We start from the raw sequence: 21,599 nt of genomic DNA on the forward strand, positions 1-21,599 counted from the left end.
TCGCGCCCGCGTAGTTGCGCGAAACGTTATATGACAGCGCTGAACTTCGCCGTCAAAATTGAATTTTTTCATCGTTTGCTGCTTGAATATCTTTGTCTATTTTTAGTTTCTTTGCGCAGAATCCAAGCCGGAGTATTTAGTGCCAACGAGCAAGTTTATCCAAATAGAACGTTTTCTTCTGGACTGCGAAAATTAAAAACTAAAACCTTGTCGAATTACTTTGTCGTGCTTCTTCTCTATAGTTTGCCGAGTTTTTTTGTCATTTCTTTCCAGCAAGTTTTTTCAGTTCAAGGGCTTTTATCCTAAAATCACAAACTTTCTGTCTAAAAAAATGTATTGCGCGTAGATTTGCTTTGGTGCGCCGCCATATAACAACGCATTTACTCAAAGCGCTCGTTTTCGGTAAATTGAACTTCTAGAATTCACGAAGAAACACTATCTTAGGCAGAGAAAACTATTTCCGCTTGCGCCGCGTTTGCGCAAATGCGCGAAACGTTACAAGACATTTAAGGTACGATGATGAAACTCATATCCATATTATTTACCATCCTTGGTTTTAGCTGTTATTCTCAAACTAAAGTTATCAAGACATTCATCACCAAAGATAGTTTGACTGAAATAACGATATTGGACAATAATAAGGCGAGATATATTAAGTACTCTCGTTTTTCTCCTATTATGGCAAGTCAGCGACAAATTAAATCGCAAACCAGATCAAGATGTCTTGGGAGTTTTATTTTAGATGATCAAGCTTACGGAAATTATGAAATAAAGAATGATTACTTACTGCTAAAATTTGTAGAACACAAATTAGATAGTTTAACCGTTGAATATCTACCTGTGCAGAATAATCAAAATCTAATTACAGTAACTTTCAGTGCAAAATATGAGATTTTTGACAATTTCCTTCCAGTGGATATTTATATCAAAGAAGAAGACAATGGTGTTGAATTAAATAATCTACGATCTGAAAATGGTGAAATAAAAATAGAACTTTCTGAACAAAGTTTACCAAAGACTTTCATAATCAATAATAGCCAACGAATTGTAATAGACAAATTTCAAAGTCAAAATATAATTTATTTGAAAAACTACTATAAAGAATTTTCAAGAGGTTACAGCAGCGAAAGAAAGTTCAAAATTTCAGAATTACTTTTGATAAAATAAACGTCTTGTAACAGCCTGTAACCGTAATCGCGGGGATTTCGGTAGCCGGAAATTGTTGATTCACGAAGAAAGTTTTATCTTGGCAGAGAGAACTCAGTTCGCTTTGATCCGCGACTACGGTTACAGGCGAAACGTTAGCGGACATGCTTGTTGAAACTCGGTTAAACCATGAAAAAAGAAACTAGAGAATTTCAAACATTTCATTTTTTGGAAGGACTAGAAATGTCAGAGAATAGAATATTCCTGCCACACTTTACTCTTTTGCATTTTAAAGATTGGAATGAGTTTATTTTAAAGGAAGCTACGGACACACAAAAGGAAATGCTTTCTAGCGCTCTAAACAGAGTAAATCCCGATTCAATTGTATTAAACTTCAAAGTGCAATCAGAAAACTATGAAACCGCGATTGAGCAATCAAGAGTTTTATGCGAAAGGTTTGAGCACTTAATGCATTTCATAATCGCTGACATAAATTTCTTTTATAGTGTAGGAACTAAAGACATTAGACGATTCCAAACTACAACAATTGTAACTCTGGACGAAAATGGGTTGGGATTTGGTAATAAGACACATACTTTTCACCAAAACTATAAAGTAAATAGCGAAGTAATAAATTATAAACCTTATGGCTACGATAAGCTATGGGCATTAATAGGACAACAAAATTTATCTCCACTAAATAAAAAAATTGTAGTCGCAATAGAATGGATTGGCAAAGCACTTTGGGAAAGAGATTACACCAAATCTTTTATTCAAATGATGATTGCATTTGAAGTATTATTGCAACATCAATCTAATGCGTTAGTATCATCATCAATAGCTAATCAAATTAGCGAATGGGGTGCATTCATTTTTTCTGAAAAAAAAGAAATTCGTCTAAAAACATATAAAAAAATCAAAGAACTTTATGCATTGAGATCGAAAGTCGTGCATTCTGGATTTAATGAGGTAAATGCTGATAATTTATTTGATGCTCTATCCCTCATAAAAAACATAATTGTAAACTTAGTTATCAATGAAGAATATCATGAAATAAGCACTGAATCGCTGAGTAATAAAATCATTGAAAAAAAATTTAACTAGAGCACGTCCGCTAACACCGCATTTAAGCAAGAGCTGGTTTTTAGGTGATTGGACGTTTATCAGAACCAAGAAAATTCTATCTTAGCAGAGAGAACTCTGCTCCCATTTCCGCTCCTGCGTAAATGCGAGAAACGTTGGTGGCAATATCTAAAACTAAATCGTATGAAAGCAACATCAATTTTGATATTTTGTTTTTTGTCTTTGTATAGTTTTGGACAAACTACGGTTGATAGAGAATTATTTGATCGAGCGGATAATCTTCGAACTGTTATATATGAAACTGATATTTCCTCTGATATAGAAAGCAATGATTCTATAAAATCTAATCAAGCGAAAAAAATTAAAACTCAAATTTTAATTTTGGCTTTAAAAAATTACCAGAAAATCATTGACAGTTTTCCAACTTCAAAATATGTAAACATTTCAATTTATAGAAAAGCAACAGCAAATGAAAGTTTAGGAAATGAAACTGAAGCAATAAATAACTATCTAAAATTTTACAATAGTGTTGGAGCTGCCGATATTGTTGGAGAAAATTATAATACATATTTGAAATATGATGTCGCCATTCGGTTAGCTGAAAATGCAATGAAAGACAAGAATTTTAAACTTGCTGTAAAATATTTAGATGAAAGTAAAACTTATAAATACAGCGCTTGTTTAAATGCAATTATTGATCGAGATAATTACAGAAAATCTCTATATCAAATATGCGATTCTGAATTGAACAAAAAGAAAAAGTAACGATACTGCCACCAACAGCGCAACTAAGCAAGCGCTAGATTTTCCAAGCTACAACGTTTTACTTTCACGAAGAAACATTATATTCGTCAGAGAGAACTCAGTCCGCTTTTTCGCGCCTGCGTAGTTGCGCGAAACGTTATGTGCAAGCTTATAGGAACATCGTCATGATACACAAGCAAAATCAAAAAAGAGAAGTTAATTATTTATTTAAAGCACCTGGCGGAACTTATGGAAAAGGTGCAAAGCAAACAACTGAAGACGATTTTGTAGAGTTGATGCCAAATGCACATATTCCATCAATTCCTCATACTCCTTCTGTAAGTATCTATCATAGAAAAACAAAATCGAGGTTCAACTATAATCAAACTTTAAATTTCTTTTTTATAGTTTGTTCTTTGTCAATAATTATTTTGAAATTTCTTATTGATGATTTATTTATTACTACTCATGAAAAAAATCTCGAGGATCTAATTTCAAAACTTTGCTTCGCTTTTATCGGCAGTTATATTTTTTACAATGTAGTAACTAAAACAACGGATAAGCTAAAGAAAAAAGAAGCTTATGCGGTGATATGCGCTTTAATCGATTCAGTAATACACAATGGAGAGAATGTCAAAAAATGGCTACGGGCGGGAGCGGGAAAAGATGCGCAATTTAGTTTTCGAAGGAATGAGCAAAGAAGATTTTAAATTGTTTTGTGCAGAAGTTAAAATAGATTTGATACCGAAAGAATATCAAGCGAGTGTCGGGAATATGATAGTATCTAACGGAGTAACTAAAATTAAGTTTTTTGTAGACAAGATATTTACCTACATGCCATTTTTAGAAAGTGAATTGCTTCATCAACTCAATAAAATTCAAAACTCAAAGTTTTCAGTCTTTATTATTGTAATTCCTTATAAGCAACATCGAAATTTGAAAGAATATAGCTTGGAAATTTTAGAGTTTTTCGAACTAATAAAGCAGCTCGAAATTTACAATAATAAGCTTAAAAAGAAATATTTGAAAAACGATTACGAGAAAAAGGAGTTGTAAGCCAGCACATAACCCTCGCTAAGTCGCGATTGCGGGGATTTTGGTAGCCGGAAGTTGTTCGTTCACGAAGAAAATTTTATCTTGGCAGAGAGAACTCAGTCCGCTTTGATCCGCAACCGCGCTTAGCGAGATAACGTTGGCAGAAATGCCGTGAACATTATCGTTAATTAGAAACTATGAAAAAATACTTTCTGCTTCTTCTCGTGATTTTCAGTTGCCAGCAATCAAGAAAAGAAACAACGGCGCAAGATGAGCCTAATGAGTCATATTCTGTAGAAGACAACCCGCCTATCGAAGAAGCCATATTCGTAAAAAATAGTTTGCATCGAAAATTTTTCGAAAGCGATAAAATTGACCATTACTATTTGGATATTTCCGAAGAAGATGCCAATGATATTTTAGCAATTGAAAATAAATCCGATAATCAAAAAATTTTAGCTTCTTTACTGATGTCAAGTTATCCAGAAAAAATACCTGACAATGACCTAGAATCTAATCTTAAAAAATTTAAATTCATAAAAACTGAGCTAAATCAAAAACGCAAAACTCAAGTTGAAAATATTTTCAGTGAGCAAGATTCAATACAAAATGTTTTCTCTGGTTGTATTCCGTATTACAGAGATATATTTATATTTAAAAAGAATGATTCAATAGTAGGGATTTCCAAAGTGTGTTTTGGTTGTGGAGTTTCACAATTTCGAGGAACTAAAATCAACACTGAGGGATTTGGTTTGCATAGTGAATTAGAAAAACTGGAAAAAATAATAAGAAACAAATAGCGCACTTCTGCCAACAGCGCAACTAAGCGAGCGCTGGATTTTCAAGGCTATAACGTTGTATTTTCACGAAGAAACATTATATTCGTCAGAGAGAACGCAGTTCGCTTTGTCGCGCCCGCGTAGTTGCGCGAAACGTTACCTGAAACCCTAAACGAGATCCCAATGAAAAAACGAATCACAGTATTTTTGATAGTTTTAGCTTCATTAATATTAATATGTTCTTACTGGGAAAATATAGCCTATAAATTAAATCAAATATTACCATCCGCAGGAAGTTATCCGTTTGCCGAACAATTTGAATTAAACTTTTCAAATGACAAGGCAATAAAAGCTGTTAAAAAATTTAAAGAAATCCATCCAGAGTATAAAGTTCCTAATATTACAATCAATAATCAGCGCATTGAAGAATTGAATGATGGTAAAAATGACCGTCATGACCATTGGTATCATATTTATTTTTACTACAAAGAAAAAAATGAGATTGTAAACGCTTATCTCCGCGGAGGTGAAAATTCTACAACTTTGGCAATTGTCAGTATCAATAAAGGTTTGGATATTGGGAATTGGAAAGATATTAATAGAGATTATATTCTTTTAGAAAACAAAGAAAAAATCAAGGAGTTTGAAATACGGATTGTAAATGAAATAAAACTTATTTTAAAAGAAAATAAACTATAGGCTTCAGGTAACAGCGCAACTAAGCAAGCGCTGGATTTTCCAGGCTATAACGTTCTATTTTCACGAAGAAACATTATATTCGTCAGAGAGAACTCAGTTCGCTTTTTCGCGCCTGCGTAGTTGCGCGAAACGTTATATGACAGCGCTGAACTTCGTCGTCAAAATTGAAATTTGTCATCGGTTATTGTTTGAATCTTGTTGTCAATTTTTTAATTTCTTTGCGTAGAATCCAAATCGGGGTGTTTAGTGCCAACGAGCAAGTTAGTCTAAAATAGAACGTTCCTTCTGGATTGCAGAAATTCAAAACTAAAACTTTGTCGAATTACTTTTGTAGAGTTTCTTTGTCAATTCCTTTGTCGAGTTTCTCTGTCATTTTTTCCAGCAAGATTTGTCAACTAAAGGGCATTTTTCCTAAAAATTAAAATTCCCAGGTTTAAAAAAATTGCATTGCGTGTAGATTTATTTTGGTGCGCCGCCATATAACAGCGCAACTAAGCGACCGCTAGATTTTCAAGGCTATAACGTTCTATTTTCACGAAGAAACATTATATTCGTCAGAGAGAACTCAGTTCGCTTTTTCGCGCCCGCGTAGTTGCGCGAAACGTTAGCCGCAAAACCTGAAAATCAAACAAACATGAAAAAATCCGTATTACTTCTAATTTTAATTTTCTCAACATCTTTTTCAATTGGACAAACTAAGTCCGAAGATATAGTCAACAATTTTTTTAAAGAATATCCTAAAAACCCTTCGAAAGCGATTGATGAAATGTATGCTACAAATCCTTGGACTTCGAGAATCAAAGATGGAATTGAACAAATAAAAAACGAGGTCGGCAAATATACGATTGACTATATTGGAAAATATTATGGCAATGAGTTAATTGCAAAGAAACAATTTTCCGAAAGCTTGATTCTTTACTCCTATTTGGTGAAATATGATAGGCAGCCAATGAGATTTATCTTTAAGTTATATAAGCCTAATGACAAATGGACTCTCTATGAGTTTTCAATTGATTCAAGTATAGATGAAGAAATTGAGCAGGCTGCCAAACTATATAATTTAGATTTGGATAAAAAAAATTAGTTCTGCGGCTAACAGCGCAACTAAGCAAGCGCTGGATTTTCCAAGCTACAACGTTCTACTTTCACGAAGAAACATTATATTCGTCAGAGAGAACTCAGTTCGCTCTTTCGCGCCTGCGTAGTTGCGCGAAACGTTATGCGAGATTTCACCCCAAAACTGGAAATACATTATGAATGATTATGATTTGACACAAGTTAAAATCGTCGAATTTGGCGAAAGGGTTTATCATAATGGTCTTCGACATAAATCAGGTAATGGAACCTTGTATGAAGATTTACTAATAAGTCTATTGAGAAAAGACATTCCTGAATTAAATTTTTATCGCGGTCAAATCAATGACGATAAAAAATCTTCATCACAATACGACATAATTATATGTAAATCAAATACGCCACAAATTGATTTTCTAATTGGAATAAATTCAAATGTAAATGTTGTTAAAACTTCTGACTGTTTGGGCGTAATTGAACTTAAAAAATATGCAACTCCGTCAATGATTGCTGAAAATGGACCTATTGATTTTGCTTGTAAAAAATTCAAAACCGAATATCCAGATTTAAAGTATTTCTTTATTTGCCTAAGATTTAAAGAGAGAAAGAAAAAAATTGAACATAATTGGGATGCGCTCAAAAATTTATTTTCTTCAGATCAAAAATTTTGTTTTTGGGGAAATGTATACGATGAAGATGATGAATGGAATTTTCCATGGATAAATAACCCAAAATTAATTAATAGAAATAGAAAATATCTTGGCGAATATGAAAGGTTAATTAAAGAAATAAGAAACCTCGCATAACCGCCGTTTTGCAGCAATTGCTGGGTTTTGTGGTTGCAGGACGTTTTTCCTCACGAAAAAACTTTATCTTGGCAGAGAGAACTCGGTTCGCTTTGATCAGCAACTGCGCAAAGCGGCCTAACGTTATAAGCAATGCCAAAGAACTAATCTGCTTCAAACATATTTTTCTATGCAAAATTTGAAAAACGATATAATACAATACTCAGCAACTTGCATTTGTTCAATATTAATTTTAATAGCTCTAAGTAATCAAACATATCTATCAAATCATGATTATACAATAAGAGTTACAGAATTTTCAATTATATGGTACGAATGCTTTATATTTCTTTCACCTTTATTAATAAAGATTGTATTAGACAGGGTAAGCCCTAAACATACTTTTTCAAAATTTTTCAAAATACATTTTTTAATTGCTGTCTTAAATGTACTGATTGTTGCTTACATACTTATTGATCAATCATCCGTATATTCAAAGGCAGAAAATTATGCCCTGAATAAATCCACACCAAGTTATCTTTTTCAAATTATCTTAAAACTTTGTGCTTATTTATCGATTATTCTGTTATTAGCTATTTTGATTTATAAAAGCATTGAAAGATATATTAAAAGGCACAGCTTATAACAGCGCAACTAAGCAAGCGCTGGATTTTTCAGGCAAGAAAGTTTGTTTCTCACGAAGAAACATTAAATTCGTCAGAGAGAACTCAGTTCGCTTTTTTGCGCCCGCGTAGTTGCGCGAAACGTTAGCCAACATTTATGGGAAGTAAATTGTCCAATCAATGAACAAAAAAATTTCATTCTCAATATTATTTTTTCTATCGTTATCTTGTTTTGCGCAGAAAGCTAATTTCTATGAGGAAAATAGCAATGTCAATTTGTTTGCATTTATCGGAAAGAAAATATCAGTTCAAGAATTTGATCCGAATGCAGGAAAAAAAGAAATTGTTGAAACAGATTCCATAACTGGCGAACAGTTTGTCCGTAAGTCTATAACTATGGATAATGCATTCAAATGCAAATATGTAGTTATAGAGAAAATATTTAACGACCTAAAAAATGATACGGTCGAATTCATAGCTTACGATCACTATGGAAGACCTGGTTTTGATAACTACGAAAATGTCATATTGTATATTTCTAAAACTAAAGACGGGAAAGGTTATTTTCACCAAAAATATCAATACGATCCATTATTTAAAAAGAAAGGAAAAACATTTGGATATTTTGATTTTAGAATGGAAGAAGACTTCGCAATAAATTCAAAATTAGAAACTTTCAAAATAGATTTGGGAGAAACGGGCGCAATTGACGTAACAAGTTATAATGAATATATGCGAAAGACTTATGTTCCTGAACCATTTTATAAAATTAAAAATAATGTAGCCAAGCCTGTTCTTGGAGCGAGTGTCAAAACTTTATTTGTTTCTAAAAGGCTTACTAGATTTAAAGACTTATTTCAAAATTAAACGTCGGCTAACCGCCGTTTCATCGACATTGCCGAGATTTCGGTGAGTTGAACGTTCGTTTTTCACGAAGAAAGTTCTATCTTGGCAGAGAGAACTCAGTCCGCTCTGATCGGCAACGTCGTGAAGCGGCCTAACGTTGTGTGCCATTCTAAAAGAACATCTATGAAATTAGCGATCTTTTCTACAATCTTCTTTATTCACTGTGTATGTATTGGCCAAAACATTGAAGTTTCAGTTAGAAATATATATGTCGATTCTACCGAAATAAAGAATTCTATCATTTCGTCCATTCAATGTGAAACGAACTCAATTGTCATTGATTCTGTTAGAAAAATAAAACTAATTTATGCGGAAGGAAAAGATAAGTTTGGAACTAAATACAAAATAGATGATTTTGACTATTTTGGTTATGACGATATGGTTCTAAAAAATACTTTTCCTGTAACGTTCATCACAAAAAAACGTATTAAAGAGCCATTAAATATTAGTGGTAAAGTTAGATACTTTACTCCAACTATTGAAAATGGTGGAATTAAAATAGTTGAAAATCCAAAACGAAATTGCAATTTCAATGTCTTAAAAAATAATTATGGCATCAAAGTAATTGTTTTAGCTGTCGACGATTTCATCTCAGTAATTGAAAACAAAAAACAATTTAATCGTGTTATTGACTCCATAACATCAAATAATAAATTAAACAAGAAGCTATTTAAAAAATGTATAAATCTGCTTGTATCAGATCATCAGAATTATAGTTGGAAAAGCGATCAATATTTTGCCATATATATTGAAGATCCAAATGATCAGATTGTTGGAATACATACATCTATCAATAATCAAATAGTTTATGATGGTGGTGGTATTTATCGATTTAGCTCGAGTAAACTTGTTACAAGGAGATTTCGTCAAAACATAGAAGCAAATCGGAGCCTTGTATTTGAGATTGAAAATCCAAACTCGATTAAAGATTATGATTTCATTTTAAGTAATATTTCATTTTAAAACATGAAGAACGGCACACAACAGCGCAGTTAAGCAAGAGCTGGATTTCGGTAAGTTGAGCGTTCGTTTTTCACGAAGAATGTTTTATCTTGGCTGAGAGAACTCAGTTCGCGCTGACGCTCCTGCGTAACTGCGCGAAACGTTGTAGGCAATTGCTGAAAATCCGTGTAAAAACGAAATCTTCAAAAAAGTAATATGAAAAAGTATTTGTCATATTTTGTCTTTTTAGCTTTCTTATGTAACTGCAAAAGCTATAGAAATGAATTTAAAGATTATGAAGGTGATTCTTTCGATCATGTCAAAAAGAAATTCCTGAATTTTTATAATGCTGAAGAATCGAAATATTCAGTGCTGGAGTTTGGTAATGGATTCTCGGGAGAAAAATATACAATTATAAATAATCGCGAGATAATTTACGATAGTATCTTAAATACAAATCCGAATTATGGTCACGCAAAATACATTCGAATAAATAACTTATATGACACTAAAATAACTGACAATTCAACTGGAAAAAAAATCATTGTAAAAAGGAATTTTGCACAAAAGTATAAATACATTTATGTCAATCGTAAGCGGGAATATTTAATATCTTCTGGATTAGTTTCAGATAGTATTAAAAATGGGAGAAAAGTAAAGAATAGAGATAAGCTTTTTATTATTACATATAGCAATTCATTATTGGGATTAATGTAAATGAACGCAACTGCCTACAACCGCGCATTTACTCAGTGCGCTGGTTCTCGGTAAATTGAACTTTCATTTTCACGAAGAAAGTTTTATCTTGGCAGAGAAAACTCAGTCCGCATTTCCGCGACTGCGCAAATGCGCCTAACGTTATATGCCATTTCAAAAACCGCAATATGAAAGAACAAAAACTCAAAGAATACTTCGAAAATTTAATAACTGCCGAAGAATTATTTAAAGATTTAGATGGCAGCCAAAAGCAAACGAGTTATGATGTAAGTTCTATTTATATTGAGCAAATTGAAGATGGAGAATTTGAAATAACGAAAACTCATTTGATTAAAATTTGTGATGATTTTATTGATGGGAATTTCTCAGCCATAGATGTTAACACTATAGCTTCTGCCCTATCTTTTTCTGAATTTTTCGTTTGGGGTGGAAATACAAAGGAACATGAATTAATTGCAGAAGTAATTTATGATTGGGATAACCCACAAATGGGGTTTGCTTTATCATTAGAAAATTTTAGACATTGGAGAGAATATTTGGAAACAGGATACACAAAATATTTAACCAAAGAGGAACTGAAAAAGAAATTAAGAGGAGTTAAAAAAAATGATCCCAGAAGAAGAAACGGCATATAACCGCCGTTTCATCGACATTGCCGAGATTTCGGTGAGTTGGGCGCTCGTTTTCACGAAGAAAGTTTTATCTTGGCAGAGAGTACTCAGCCCGCATTTTCGGCAACGTCGTGAAGCGGCCTAACGTTACCTGCAAGCTGCGAAGAAACAGCAAAAAACAGATTTATGAAAAAATATCTATTTCTTATTTTGATAATATTTCTTGTTGGTAAAATAAGATCTCAGGATTTGAAAGAATCAAATTATGAGTTAGTAATCGAGAATCCAAAAGTCTTTACGGAACACAAAAAAATTGTTAGAATTGATGCGATTCTAATCAATAAATCAAAAGACACTCTTCGCTATTTGAGTCGATCTTGCTCTTGGAGTAACTTTTATGAAGTTGATAGGAATAGAATGTTAATTGACTTGCCAGCATGCGACAAAGATGTTGAGACAATTGTCACTTTACCACCTGGAGAAAGTAACAGCGTGAAACTTGATGTTAACTTTCCCGAGGGAAAATCTATTTTAAATTTCAAAATTGGAATGCATATAGTTGATCCGAAATCTATAAAAAAAATTATATTTTTTAATCACACAGAAATTTCTCAAAAATATATAATTGTTTGGTCTAATAAATTGAAGATTAAATTATAACAGCCAGCAGGTAACCGCCGTTTCATCGACATTGCCGAGATTCCGGTAAGTTGAACGTTCGGTTTTTACGAAGAAAGTTCTATCTTGGCAGAGAGAACTCAGTCCGCATTTTCGGCAACGTCGTGAAGCGGCCTAACGTTGTGCGAAATATTTAGAACATGAATCGTTTAATCATCATAGGAAATGGATTTGATCTTGCACACGGAATAAAAACGAGTTTCAATGACTTCGTTTCTGATTATTTGTGCAATGTTGTCAATAGCCTACTTAATAGACAAAATTACAAAGACCCATTAATCGAAGTTAATATCCTTGAATACAATTGGTGGGCTTTTCGTAATCCAATGGGAAATCCCATAGACAAATCACAAATATTTGAAGCAATTGAAGCTATTATAAACTCTAATAATTATCAATTAAATTTCGTGTCGCTCTTATTTGAGCGAATTTATTCCAAATGTTCATCTCTATTGTGGGTTGACATTGAGATTGAATATTTCAATATTTTATTAGCTACAAAACATGAACACAATGATGATGACCAAGTTGAAGCAATAAAAAAAGTAAATGATCAGCTAGACTTTCTGAAGTCAAAACTTGTAGAATATTTAAAAAAGCAGCAATTAGAATTTGGCGGAGTAAAAAATAAACTGCCACTACTTGATTGTTTTTGTGAGGAAATTAAATCGCATGAAATTGTAACCATGGATATTGAAAATGATTTGCTTCCCGAGAAATTGTATTTTTTAAATTTCAATTATACCAATACAATAGAAAGCTATGTTAGTCTATGTCGCGAGAAAATCGAAACTGATTACAACTTTATCCACGGTGATTTACACGAAAATAATGGAAAACCAATTTTTGGATTTGGTGACGAATTGGATAAAAAATATTTGGAATTTGAGGATGAAAAAAACAATGAATTGTTTAAGCACATTAAATCATTTGAATATTTACGTACAAAAAATTTTTATTTGTTAACCAGATTCATTGAATCCAACGATTTCCAAGTACACATTTATGGACATTCATGCGGGGTATCAGATCGAACAATGTTAAGCCAAATTTTTGAACACAAAAATTGCAAGTCTGTAAAAATATTCTATCATCAGAAGTCAGAAGACGAAACTGATTTTACTGAAAAAACCTATGAGATTTCAAGACATTTTCGTGATAAAACAATGTTACGAAGAAAATTAGTGCCTTTCGCTTTATCTCAAAGTATGCCACAACCGGAAAATTTGAATCAATAATATTTCGCACAACAGCGCAACTAAGCAAGCGCTGGATTTTCCAGGCTACAACGTTCTACTTTCACGAAGAAACATTATATTCGTCAGAGAGAACGCAGTTCGCTTTTTCGCGCCCGCGTAGTTGCGCGAAACGTTGGCGGTAATTTTGCCTAACCTTTGCGTTATCTTTTTTAAATTCATATATTTACCTGAACATGAACGGAATAGCTGAAAACCGTATTACAAAGTAAGCATCAGAAAATCTCAACCATGGCAAAACAATTAAATAAAAATCTTCTTTCAGAAATTGAAAAAAAACACGGTAATATTATCGATATTCAAGCAAATCCTTCAATTATAAATGACATAATAAAGTTGCACGAGAAGAATAAAGGACAATTATCCGATGAACCAAAAGAACATAGTAAAAATCATAGTAAAGATTATGTTGATGGACCGTACACAAAAACAATTCAAACCCATGATAAATGGTGGCCATCCACTAAAACCAAAGGAGACTTAATAAAAACACCGTCAGATCTTGATAAACTAATCGAGAATAAAATAGAAAAATTTATAAATAAAAAAAACATGTAATCTTGACAAAACCTTTTAGATATGTTCTTTTAAAAATTGCATCGCGATGTAACATCAATTGCAGTTATTGTTATTGGTTTCGTGATAAAGAAGTATATCGAAAACCTAAATTAATGGAGCCATTAGTAATTGAGGCATTTTTAAAAAAATTAGAATTACATATTTTAAAATATAACCTAAAAGTGTTTAATATTATATTTCATGGAGGCGAACCTTTATTATTTGGTAAACAACGGTTATTTAATCTTTGCAATGATCTATTTGCATTGCAACATAGATGCGAATGTGAAATAAGACTGTCAATTACAACAAATGGAATTTTAATTGATGAAGATTACTGTACAATTATTAAACACTTTGATATTAATGTCACGATAAGTTTGGATGGTGACCAAAAAACAAATGATGAAAATAGAATAGACTTTCGAGGAAATGGAACTTATGCAAAAGTTATAGAAAAATTTCCTTTGTTAAATAAATATGAAATTCCTTTTAATATTTTAAGTGTTTGTAATCCTAAAGTTGATCCAAAAAGAGTTGTCCATCACTTTACCAAAGATCTAAAGATCGAAAATTTCGATTTATTATTTCCAGATATTACTCATGAAGATGTTTATGTTTCAATTGCTGATTATTACATCAAATTATTTGACATGTGGTATGCAGATGGAAAAAATAAAAGTTTTAATATTCGCATTTTTCATACAATAATTTCTGGACTTTTAGGATTTCCATCTCTTACGGAAGGTTTTGGCTTAGACCCAATTACCACAATTTCCATTAATACTGACGGGCAAATGGAACAACTTGATGTTATGAATATAATTCCATGTAAAAGCAGAAGTAAAACATCTATTTTAAATTCTGAGCTACAAGATTTTGTAAATGATAATGCATTCCAAGAAACTTACAATAACTCAACAAATCTTGCTTTGGAATGTTTAAAATGTGAATTTATAAACTCTTGTGGAGGTGGTTATTTACCACATAGATGGTCTGAAAAAAATTCTTTTAATAATGTTAGCGTTTATTGTAAAGACATAAAAAAAATATTTAGTTACATAGGTGAGCGAATTTCTCCAGAAATAATTATCAAAACTGAAACTGGAAATCTACAACTATCAAGTATTTAAAAACTACCGCCAACAGCGCAACTAAGCGAGCGCTAGATTTTCAAGGCTATAACGTTCTATTTTCACGAAGAAACATTATATTCGTCAGAGAGAACGCAGTTCGCTTTTTAGCGCCCGCGTAGTTGCGCGAAACGTTAGCGGCAATGCCCTGAAAAATACGATGAAATCAATCTTACTCATATCAATCTTTTTAATCTATTCAATTGGATATTGCCAAGAAGATATTTCATTCGAACCTATTGTATATGATAATCCGCAAGATTTAGTTTATTCTGATATAGAATTTGCCGAAATAAATTTAAGAATTCCTTTTACAGAAACTTCTTGGAATCATTACGACAATATTATTTGCCTTTCAAGAATATATCCAAAAAGAATGGATCACCAGTATTCTGGATTATCATTTAAAGTCACATTAGATGACATCGCCAAATGGAAGCTTTGGTTTAATGAGAATAAAAATAGTATAAGATATTTTATTGGTCCTGAAAATTTTCAATACTATAGAATTCCAATAATTGAATTAAAGAATAAAGAAATTCGAATCGCCAGTTGCTTTTATCCGCAAAATTAGGCAAAGCCGCTAACCGCCGTTTCAAGCCATTGCGGAGTTTTTCGTCACCGGAAATCTCTATTTCACGAAGAAACCTTATCTTGGCAGAGAGAACTCAGTCCGCTTTGATCCGCAACGGCGTGAAGCGGCCTAACGTTGGCTGCAATAACAGAAAACAAGATACAAATGAGACAAGTTCCAGAAATAGTTTTAGCGTTGGCAAATCTTATCTCCCTGGGGGAATCGAGCGGAACAGGATTTATGTATTGTTCTGATCGTTATCTTTATTTAGTTACGGCCAAACATGTATTATTTAATGACCAAGATAAATTAAGGACTACTGAAATAGAAATCTTAGCTCACACCACAGTTTTAGAAGACGAAAGTGTTTTAAGATTTCAAGTTGACATAAACAAATTAAAATATTCAAAGCACCATAATTCTGATGTAGCAGTCATACAAATAGGAAAGGTAGTTTATCATAAGGGTGAAAAGACCAAAATAAATTATTTATCTGGTGTAACACGAGTGGAAGATGGAAACTCCACTCCTATCTTAAGTTCAAAAAGAAATGTATGCAATTTTGAAGATGTAATGATATCAAACGATGTTTTTATTATTGGATATCCCACATCACTAGGTTTGAAATCTAGTCCTCAATTTGATTATACCAAGCCCTTACTAAGGAAAGGTATTGTCGCAAATGTTTACAAAGACCAGAAAACTATAATTTTAGATTGCCCTGTTTATCACGGAAACAGTGGAGGTCCTGTAATCCAATATACTGACGATATAGACGGAAAAAAATTATTCAAACTAATTGGTGTTATTTCGCAATATATTCCTTTCGTAAAAAAATGGAGAAACGATAGAGATGAATCAATCAGTATAGATTATTTAAATTCTGGATATTCTATAGCTGTTTCCGTAGACTATGTTATTGAGTTGATAGATTTATTAGAGAAACCAAAATAGTTACTGCAGCCAACAGCCTGTAAGCTAATTGCGCTCGTTTTTGGTTATAGGAAGTTGTTTCTTCACGAAGAAACTTTTATCTTCGGCAGAAAGAACTCAATCCGCTTGCTTCGCGAATTCGCTTACAGGCGAAACGTTATATGACAGCGCTGAACTTCGTCGTAAAAATTAAAATTCTTCTTTTAATTGCTTTGAAATTCTTTGTGCATTTTTTAAATTTCTTTGCGATCAATCCAAGCCGGTGTGTTTTGTAATACTAAACTAGTTTATCGAAAATAGAATGTTTTGTCTTGGTTTGCGCAAAATCAAAAACGTAAAACTTTGTAGAATTTCTTTGTCTAATTCTTTGTCGAGCTTCTTTGCCTTTCTTCGCAACAAGTTTATCTAACTAAAGTGAATTTGTTTTAAAAGTCAAAACTATCAAAATTTAAAAAAATTGAATTGCGCATAAATCTAATTTTGTGCGCCGCCATATAACAGCGCATTTACTCAAAGCGCTCGTTTCCGGTAAATTGAACTTTTAGATTTCACGAAGAAACTGTATCTTCGGCAGAGAAAACTCTTTCCGCTTGCGCCGCGTTTGCGCAAATGCGCGAAACGTTGTGTGCCATTTGAGAGAACATCGTCAATTAAAGATATTCCAACTAAAATTATCATCTTAAAATATGAACATGCAGCGTAAATTTATAAAAGTCATTTTGATTATTTCAATCGTAATCCTTGCTGTTCTATATTTCTATATGAAGTTTTCCCATGGATGGGGTTTTACTAATCCAATTTATATTAATATATTTTCAAGTGCTTTCCAATGCTCAATGGTTGGTGCAATATTTTCATCTTTTATTCTAAAAATTCCTAAAATTACTCGCATACTATTACCTGTAATGATTTTGGCTTGGGGCTATATATTTTACATTGAATTTGGTTCCGAAAAATTAAAGAAGTATCCACAAGATATAGCAGTAATCAAAGTCTCCGGAAATCAAAAAACGATAATAGTAAAAAAGCAAGATTCAAACACAAAAGAAATTTATTTAGATACAATTGTAGCAATAGATAAATTTATATTTAGAAAAATCATTGTCCAAACGGCACACAACAGCGCATTTGCTCAAAGCGCTCGTTTTCGGTAGGTTGAACTTTCTAGAATTCACGAAGAAACACTATCTTGGCAGAGAAAACTATTTCCGCTTTGCCGCGTTTGCGCAAATGCGCGAAACGTTGTGCGACAGTTGTTGAGAACCGCAATAATATTGAACCATGAAGAAATTTCTTTTTATATTTTTCGTTTCATTTCACACTTTATCTTTAGTTGCCCAATCTGACGAAGAAAAATATTTCAGAGCCGAATATGACACAATTGTTGAAAAAACTTTTGTTTTAGATTTTGAGAAAACTTTCGACAAAGAGCAAACTAAAAATCTCAACAAGTTAATTTCAGATTTCGAAAAAGAAACATCAATTGAAATAGCAATTATTACATTTGATACAAAATATGATTCAGACGAAGAGTTTCATAAGAATACTTTATTTGTCGCAAATTGGATTGGTGTTGGCAAAAAATATTTAGACAATGGAATTGTAATAGAAATTTCTAATACTTCTAGAAAAATTCGAATTGAAAATGGGAACGGAATTGAACTAATTCTCTCTGATCAAGAAACAAAAGAAATTATAGATAATGAATTTATTCCAAACTTCGAGAATAAAGAGTTCTATCGAGGAACTTTCAATGGAGTTTTAAAAATCATTGAGGTTTTGAGAGAGAAATTAAAACATAAATAGCAACCGTCGCACAACCGCCGTTTCAAGATATTGCCGAGTTTTCGGTAACGGGAAGTTTCCAATTCACGAAGAAACATTATCTTGGCAGAGAGAACTCAGTTCGCTTTTAATCGGCAACATCGTGAAGCGGCCTAACGTTACATGACAGCGCTGATTCAAACAAGCAACATTAGTCAAAACTGGAAATTCTCATTTTAATTTCTTTGTCGAATTTCTTTGCCTTTTTTTAAATTCTTTGCGTTTAACCAAGCCGGTGGGTTTTGTGCGCACAAGTAAATTTCTCCAAAGTAGAAACTTTCCATTTCCTGGATTGCGCAAAACTGGAATCGAAGATCTTTGGCGAAATATTTTGCGGAAAATCTTTGTCGAATCACTTTGTCCCAAACTTTGTCTTTCCACAAGTTCATTCTTCAAATGAAATTAATTTTAAAGAAGTGTGACTGGAATACTAATTAGCATTTTTTTGTTTTGCGCATAATCTTTTAATCACTTTGAGGGCGCCGCCATGTAACAGCCTGTAAGCGAATTGCGCTGGTTTTTAGTTGCCGGAAGTTGTTTCTTCACGAAGAAACTTTTATCTTCGGCAGAGAAAACTCAATCCGCTTGGTAGCGAATTCGCTTACAGGCGACACGTTAGCTGCAAATTGCGACGCTTTCCAAACTTAAATTTTGCAATCTTTGGCTAACGCAAAATTTGCCGTTTTAAAAGCTCGGCAACCTGCAAGCTAACCGCCGCTAAGCTAATTTGTTCGTTTTGTAGTTGCGGAAAGTTTTTTCTTCACGAAAAAACTCTATCTTCGGCTGAAGCAACTCGGTCCGCTGGCTTCACAAATTCGCTTTAGCGGCCTAACGTTAGCCGTAATTTTAAAAAACGATGGCAAATAAAATTTTTGATACGATTTTAAAAAGAAAGATAGAAGGTTTTGTTTCAACTTTTGTTGATGATAGTCAATCTATCTTTTATAATGAAAACCAATTATTTCATCCGGGTGAGTTTGGAAAATATCGTGAAAACTCAACCAAAGATTTATTATGCTTATTGTCGAGTTATAAAATCTCAGATGGCTTCATTATTACATCAAAAGACCGCAAAAGTTCACAATGTGACATAGTCATATATGACAATACAGATTTACCATTATTAGAAAACAATCTTACTCAATTTTTTACAATTGAAAGCGTTATTGCAATCGGTGAAGTTAAGTCTACTCTTACTCATACTAAATTCAAAAAAGCATTGTTAGAACTTGCCAATAATAAAATGCTTTCAGAAGATATAAACGGAATAATTAAACACAAGAAATTTGGAGAAGAATATGATGTTCCTATATCATTTTTAGTCTGCAAAAATGCATCGTTTGATATTGAGACGTTAGATTTCGAAAAAATTTATGAAGGTATTGATCGCAAATATTGGCATAACGCAATTTTATTTGTAGAACAAGGTATTATAAACTACAATTTTGAATTTAAAAATTTTCAAGAGCCAGGAAGAACTAAGTTTATCAATATAGGTGGTAATATAAATTCTGGAGCGAATATGGAATGTTCAATGATAACTTTTGACCAAGTCCAATATGAATGCAAACCATTATTTGTAAAAATTAATGTTGAGAAAAAATATCAGCATATTATGATGTTTCTTGCTGGTCTATCACAAGCTATTCAATATAAAACTCTTTATCAAACACATATATTAAATTATTCAAGTCTTAACCCTGCCAACATAACAATACAATAAGAACTACGGCTAACCGCCGTTTCAAGCCATTGCGGAGATTTTCGTCGCCGGAAATCTCTATTTCACGAAGAAATATTATCTTCGGCAGAGAGAACTCAGTTCGCTTTGATCCGCAACGGCGTGAAGCGGCCTAACGTTGTGAGCAATTTCAGGAGATCATCGATAAAATTAGAGTTTATGAATTTCATGGTAATTATTTTCTTTTTCATATTTGGTATTTTATCAATTGTTTTTTTCAAAAGAAAGACAAGCAAAATGTATCGAATGAATGAGATTGTAAACCAAGAAGAAGTCCCAGAAAAATCAAACCGAGAATTTTATGCTACTTTATTAGAAATTTTAGCCGCAATTTTGACAATTATATAAAACTTATGGAACTGACTTTTCTTGCATCAATAATTGGTCTTATAGTTTTTTCAGTGATTATGATTATTGGCTACAAATATGCTGATGGAAAATTCAAAGTTTCTGAACAGAAAAAAACAGGATATCTTGAGTGGGTTGACAAATATGGCAATAGATTAAAGAAAATAATCATTCGGGTTTCAATTATATATTTTGCCTTTATGATTTTTCAAATTATAACTTTAATCTAAATAGAAACTGCCCACAACACCGCATTTAAGCAAGAGCTGGTTTTAGGTCGCCGAGCGTTTCTTTCTCACGAAGAAACATTATATTGCGCAGAGAAAACGCAGTTCGCTTTTCCGCTCCTGCGTAAATGCGAGAAACGTTACCAGTAATTATTAAGACGATATGACTTCACAAGAACGTTCCCTGAACAAACTCATTTCGCTGAAAGATAATTTAGAAAAAATTGAATTTGAAAATATCAAGGAACTCATTAGAGAAACACTATTTGAAATGCCCTTAGCAACAGCAATTCTAGAAAAAAATAGTACAATTGAGCGCATACGAATTAATGGAAATCGAAAATTTTTCACAACACAATCGGAGTTATCATATATTTCTGACGAAGAAATAATCAAAACTTGTCTAAAAAATTATGGCAGAGCTAATAAGCCTTTTCAGTCTTTATTTTATGGAGCAACTGAAAGTTCAAAAATACAGGTTCCAAGAATAACAGCTTACAGAGAAACATCAAGGTTTTTTCGCGAGAGCAATTCAATTTTATTAGAAGGAGAACTTTTTACAAGAGGAACTTGGAAAAACAAAGAAGATTTAAAAATTGTTGAAATTGTATTTTGCGAAGAAGTTTTTAAGAGCAATCCGGATATACTAGAATATTACAAAATTCAATTTCAACAGCTTAATGAATACCCAGAAATTGCTTTAAAACAGTTACAATTTTTCAGCAATGAGTTTGCAAGAAAAATAAAATCCAACTTTGATTATAAAATCTCTGCTGCGTTTACTGATGTTGTTTTATACGAAAATCAAAATTCTTACGCCGGAATTATTTATCCTAGCGTACAAACTAATTATGAAGGAAATAATATTGTATTAAAACCAACTATTGTAGATCAACATCTAGAATTGAAAAGTGTTTCAACTCATAGATTTCATAGAAGTAGTAAAAAACAATTTCTAGTAAACTATTTCTATACTGAAGATTTAGGCTCCAATAAATCTAATTTTGTTTGGGATTTATCTCAATGCAATGAAGAATTGAAAATTCAGGAAAGCATAAATATGATACAATAACTACTGGTAACAGCGCAACTAAGCAAGCGCTGGATTTTACAGGCTATAACGTTCTATTTTCACGAAGAAACATTATATTCGTCAGAGAGAACTCAGTTCGCTTTTTCGCGC

26 protein-coding genes are annotated in these 21,599 nt (G+C 32.5%); 25 read left to right on the forward strand and 1 reads right to left on the reverse strand.

Going from position 1 to position 21,599, the window contains the following annotated elements:
• Positions 1 to 516 precede the first annotated feature (516 nt).
• The 21 genes from QM717_RS18075 to QM717_RS18175 all read left to right on the forward strand — a co-directional run bounded on the left by QM717_RS18075 (position 517) and on the right by QM717_RS18175 (position 18,082).
• A complete protein-coding gene (locus QM717_RS18075) occupies positions 517 to 1,167 on the forward strand; it encodes a hypothetical protein (protein WP_415039627.1) in 651 nt (216 codons plus the stop codon).
• Positions 1,168 to 1,335: 168 nt separating this feature from the next.
• Entirely contained in the window at positions 1,336 to 2,250 is a 915-nt protein-coding gene (locus QM717_RS18080; protein WP_415039629.1) for a hypothetical protein, read from the forward strand.
• A gap of 162 nt (positions 2,251 to 2,412) precedes the next feature.
• Positions 2,413 to 2,994 (forward strand): tetratricopeptide repeat protein, encoded by a 582-nt coding sequence (locus tag QM717_RS18085; RefSeq protein WP_415039631.1) that lies wholly within the window; start codon positions 2,413 to 2,415, stop codon positions 2,992 to 2,994.
• 164 nt (positions 2,995 to 3,158) lie between these two features.
• On the forward strand, positions 3,159 to 3,683 hold the full coding sequence (locus QM717_RS18090) for a hypothetical protein (protein WP_415039632.1): 525 nt from the start codon (positions 3,159 to 3,161) through the stop codon (positions 3,681 to 3,683).
• Positions 3,664 to 4,029, forward strand: a complete 366-nt coding sequence (locus tag QM717_RS18095; RefSeq protein ID WP_415039634.1) for a hypothetical protein — start codon at positions 3,664 to 3,666, stop codon at positions 4,027 to 4,029. Before QM717_RS18090 ends, QM717_RS18095 begins: the two co-directional genes overlap by 20 nt.
• A gap of 176 nt (positions 4,030 to 4,205) precedes the next feature.
• Positions 4,206 to 4,808, forward strand: coding sequence for a hypothetical protein (locus QM717_RS18100; RefSeq protein WP_415039635.1), 603 nt, complete (start codon positions 4,206 to 4,208; stop codon positions 4,806 to 4,808).
• Positions 4,809 to 4,970: 162 nt separating this feature from the next.
• Positions 4,971 to 5,486, forward strand: coding sequence for a hypothetical protein (locus tag QM717_RS18105; protein WP_415039637.1), 516 nt, complete (start codon positions 4,971 to 4,973; stop codon positions 5,484 to 5,486).
• Positions 5,487 to 6,120: 634 nt separating this feature from the next.
• Entirely contained in the window at positions 6,121 to 6,570 is a 450-nt protein-coding gene (locus tag QM717_RS18110; protein WP_415039639.1) for a hypothetical protein, read from the forward strand.
• Between the two features lie 169 nt (positions 6,571 to 6,739).
• Positions 6,740 to 7,366: a DUF6602 domain-containing protein gene (locus QM717_RS18115; RefSeq protein ID WP_415039641.1), complete on the forward strand. Its 627-nt coding sequence runs from the start codon at positions 6,740 to 6,742 to the stop codon at positions 7,364 to 7,366.
• Between the two features lie 782 nt (positions 7,367 to 8,148).
• Entirely contained in the window at positions 8,149 to 8,835 is a 687-nt protein-coding gene (locus QM717_RS18120; protein WP_415039643.1) for a hypothetical protein, read from the forward strand.
• Between the two features lie 162 nt (positions 8,836 to 8,997).
• Positions 8,998 to 9,837 carry a hypothetical protein gene (locus QM717_RS18125; RefSeq protein ID WP_415039645.1) on the forward strand — a complete coding sequence of 280 codons (840 nt, stop codon included), beginning with the start codon at positions 8,998 to 9,000 and terminating at the stop codon, positions 9,835 to 9,837.
• A 195-nt stretch (positions 9,838 to 10,032) separates the two neighbouring features.
• Positions 10,033 to 10,533, forward strand: a complete 501-nt coding sequence (locus QM717_RS18130; protein WP_415039571.1) for a hypothetical protein — start codon at positions 10,033 to 10,035, stop codon at positions 10,531 to 10,533.
• Between the two features lie 167 nt (positions 10,534 to 10,700).
• Positions 10,701 to 11,168: a hypothetical protein gene (locus QM717_RS18135; RefSeq protein ID WP_415039586.1), complete on the forward strand. Its 468-nt coding sequence runs from the start codon at positions 10,701 to 10,703 to the stop codon at positions 11,166 to 11,168.
• A 162-nt stretch (positions 11,169 to 11,330) separates the two neighbouring features.
• Positions 11,331 to 11,804, forward strand: coding sequence for a hypothetical protein (locus tag QM717_RS18140; RefSeq protein WP_415039647.1), 474 nt, complete (start codon positions 11,331 to 11,333; stop codon positions 11,802 to 11,804).
• A 158-nt stretch (positions 11,805 to 11,962) separates the two neighbouring features.
• Positions 11,963 to 13,060, forward strand: coding sequence for an AbiH family protein (locus QM717_RS18145; protein ID WP_415039649.1), 1,098 nt, complete (start codon positions 11,963 to 11,965; stop codon positions 13,058 to 13,060).
• A 249-nt stretch (positions 13,061 to 13,309) separates the two neighbouring features.
• Entirely contained in the window at positions 13,310 to 13,636 is a 327-nt protein-coding gene (locus tag QM717_RS18150; RefSeq protein WP_415039651.1) for a hypothetical protein, read from the forward strand.
• 2 nt (positions 13,637 to 13,638) lie between these two features.
• A complete protein-coding gene (locus QM717_RS18155) occupies positions 13,639 to 14,769 on the forward strand; it encodes a radical SAM protein (protein ID WP_415039653.1) in 1,131 nt (376 codons plus the stop codon).
• Positions 14,770 to 14,929: 160 nt separating this feature from the next.
• Complete coding sequence (locus QM717_RS18160; protein ID WP_415039655.1) at positions 14,930 to 15,343, forward strand: hypothetical protein; 414 nt, start codon at positions 14,930 to 14,932, stop codon at positions 15,341 to 15,343.
• 165 nt (positions 15,344 to 15,508) lie between these two features.
• Positions 15,509 to 16,297 (forward strand): S1 family peptidase, encoded by a 789-nt coding sequence (locus QM717_RS18165; protein ID WP_415039657.1) that lies wholly within the window; start codon positions 15,509 to 15,511, stop codon positions 16,295 to 16,297.
• A 671-nt stretch (positions 16,298 to 16,968) separates the two neighbouring features.
• Positions 16,969 to 17,430, forward strand: a complete 462-nt coding sequence (locus tag QM717_RS18170; protein WP_415039659.1) for a hypothetical protein — start codon at positions 16,969 to 16,971, stop codon at positions 17,428 to 17,430.
• Positions 17,431 to 17,557: 127 nt separating this feature from the next.
• Positions 17,558 to 18,082, forward strand: coding sequence for a TPM domain-containing protein (locus QM717_RS18175; RefSeq protein WP_415039661.1), 525 nt, complete (start codon positions 17,558 to 17,560; stop codon positions 18,080 to 18,082).
• Between the two features lie 189 nt (positions 18,083 to 18,271).
• Here the strand turns inward: QM717_RS18175 and QM717_RS18180 are convergent, their stop codons facing one another.
• The gene (locus QM717_RS18180; protein WP_415039663.1) at positions 18,272 to 18,496 is read right to left on the reverse strand and encodes a hypothetical protein; all 225 of its coding nucleotides are present in this window, start codon (positions 18,494 to 18,496) and stop codon (positions 18,272 to 18,274) included.
• 460 nt (positions 18,497 to 18,956) lie between these two features.
• Between QM717_RS18180 and QM717_RS18185 the strand changes: the two genes are divergently transcribed.
• The 4 genes from QM717_RS18185 (at position 18,957) to QM717_RS18200 (ending at position 21,488) form a co-directional block, all read left to right on the forward strand.
• Positions 18,957 to 19,823 carry a DUF6602 domain-containing protein gene (locus QM717_RS18185; RefSeq protein ID WP_415039665.1) on the forward strand — a complete coding sequence of 289 codons (867 nt, stop codon included), beginning with the start codon at positions 18,957 to 18,959 and terminating at the stop codon, positions 19,821 to 19,823.
• A 177-nt stretch (positions 19,824 to 20,000) separates the two neighbouring features.
• Positions 20,001 to 20,189 (forward strand): hypothetical protein, encoded by a 189-nt coding sequence (locus QM717_RS18190; RefSeq protein WP_415039667.1) that lies wholly within the window; start codon positions 20,001 to 20,003, stop codon positions 20,187 to 20,189.
• A 5-nt stretch (positions 20,190 to 20,194) separates the two neighbouring features.
• Positions 20,195 to 20,419: a hypothetical protein gene (locus QM717_RS18195; RefSeq protein ID WP_415039669.1), complete on the forward strand. Its 225-nt coding sequence runs from the start codon at positions 20,195 to 20,197 to the stop codon at positions 20,417 to 20,419.
• Positions 20,420 to 20,579: 160 nt separating this feature from the next.
• Positions 20,580 to 21,488: a hypothetical protein gene (locus QM717_RS18200; protein WP_415039671.1), complete on the forward strand. Its 909-nt coding sequence runs from the start codon at positions 20,580 to 20,582 to the stop codon at positions 21,486 to 21,488.
• Positions 21,489 to 21,599: the final 111 nt, after the last annotated feature.

Origin of the sequence: Flavobacterium sp. (assembly GCF_047602195.1) — a bacterium.
Classification (GTDB): Bacteria; Bacteroidota; Bacteroidia; order Flavobacteriales; family Flavobacteriaceae; genus Flavobacterium.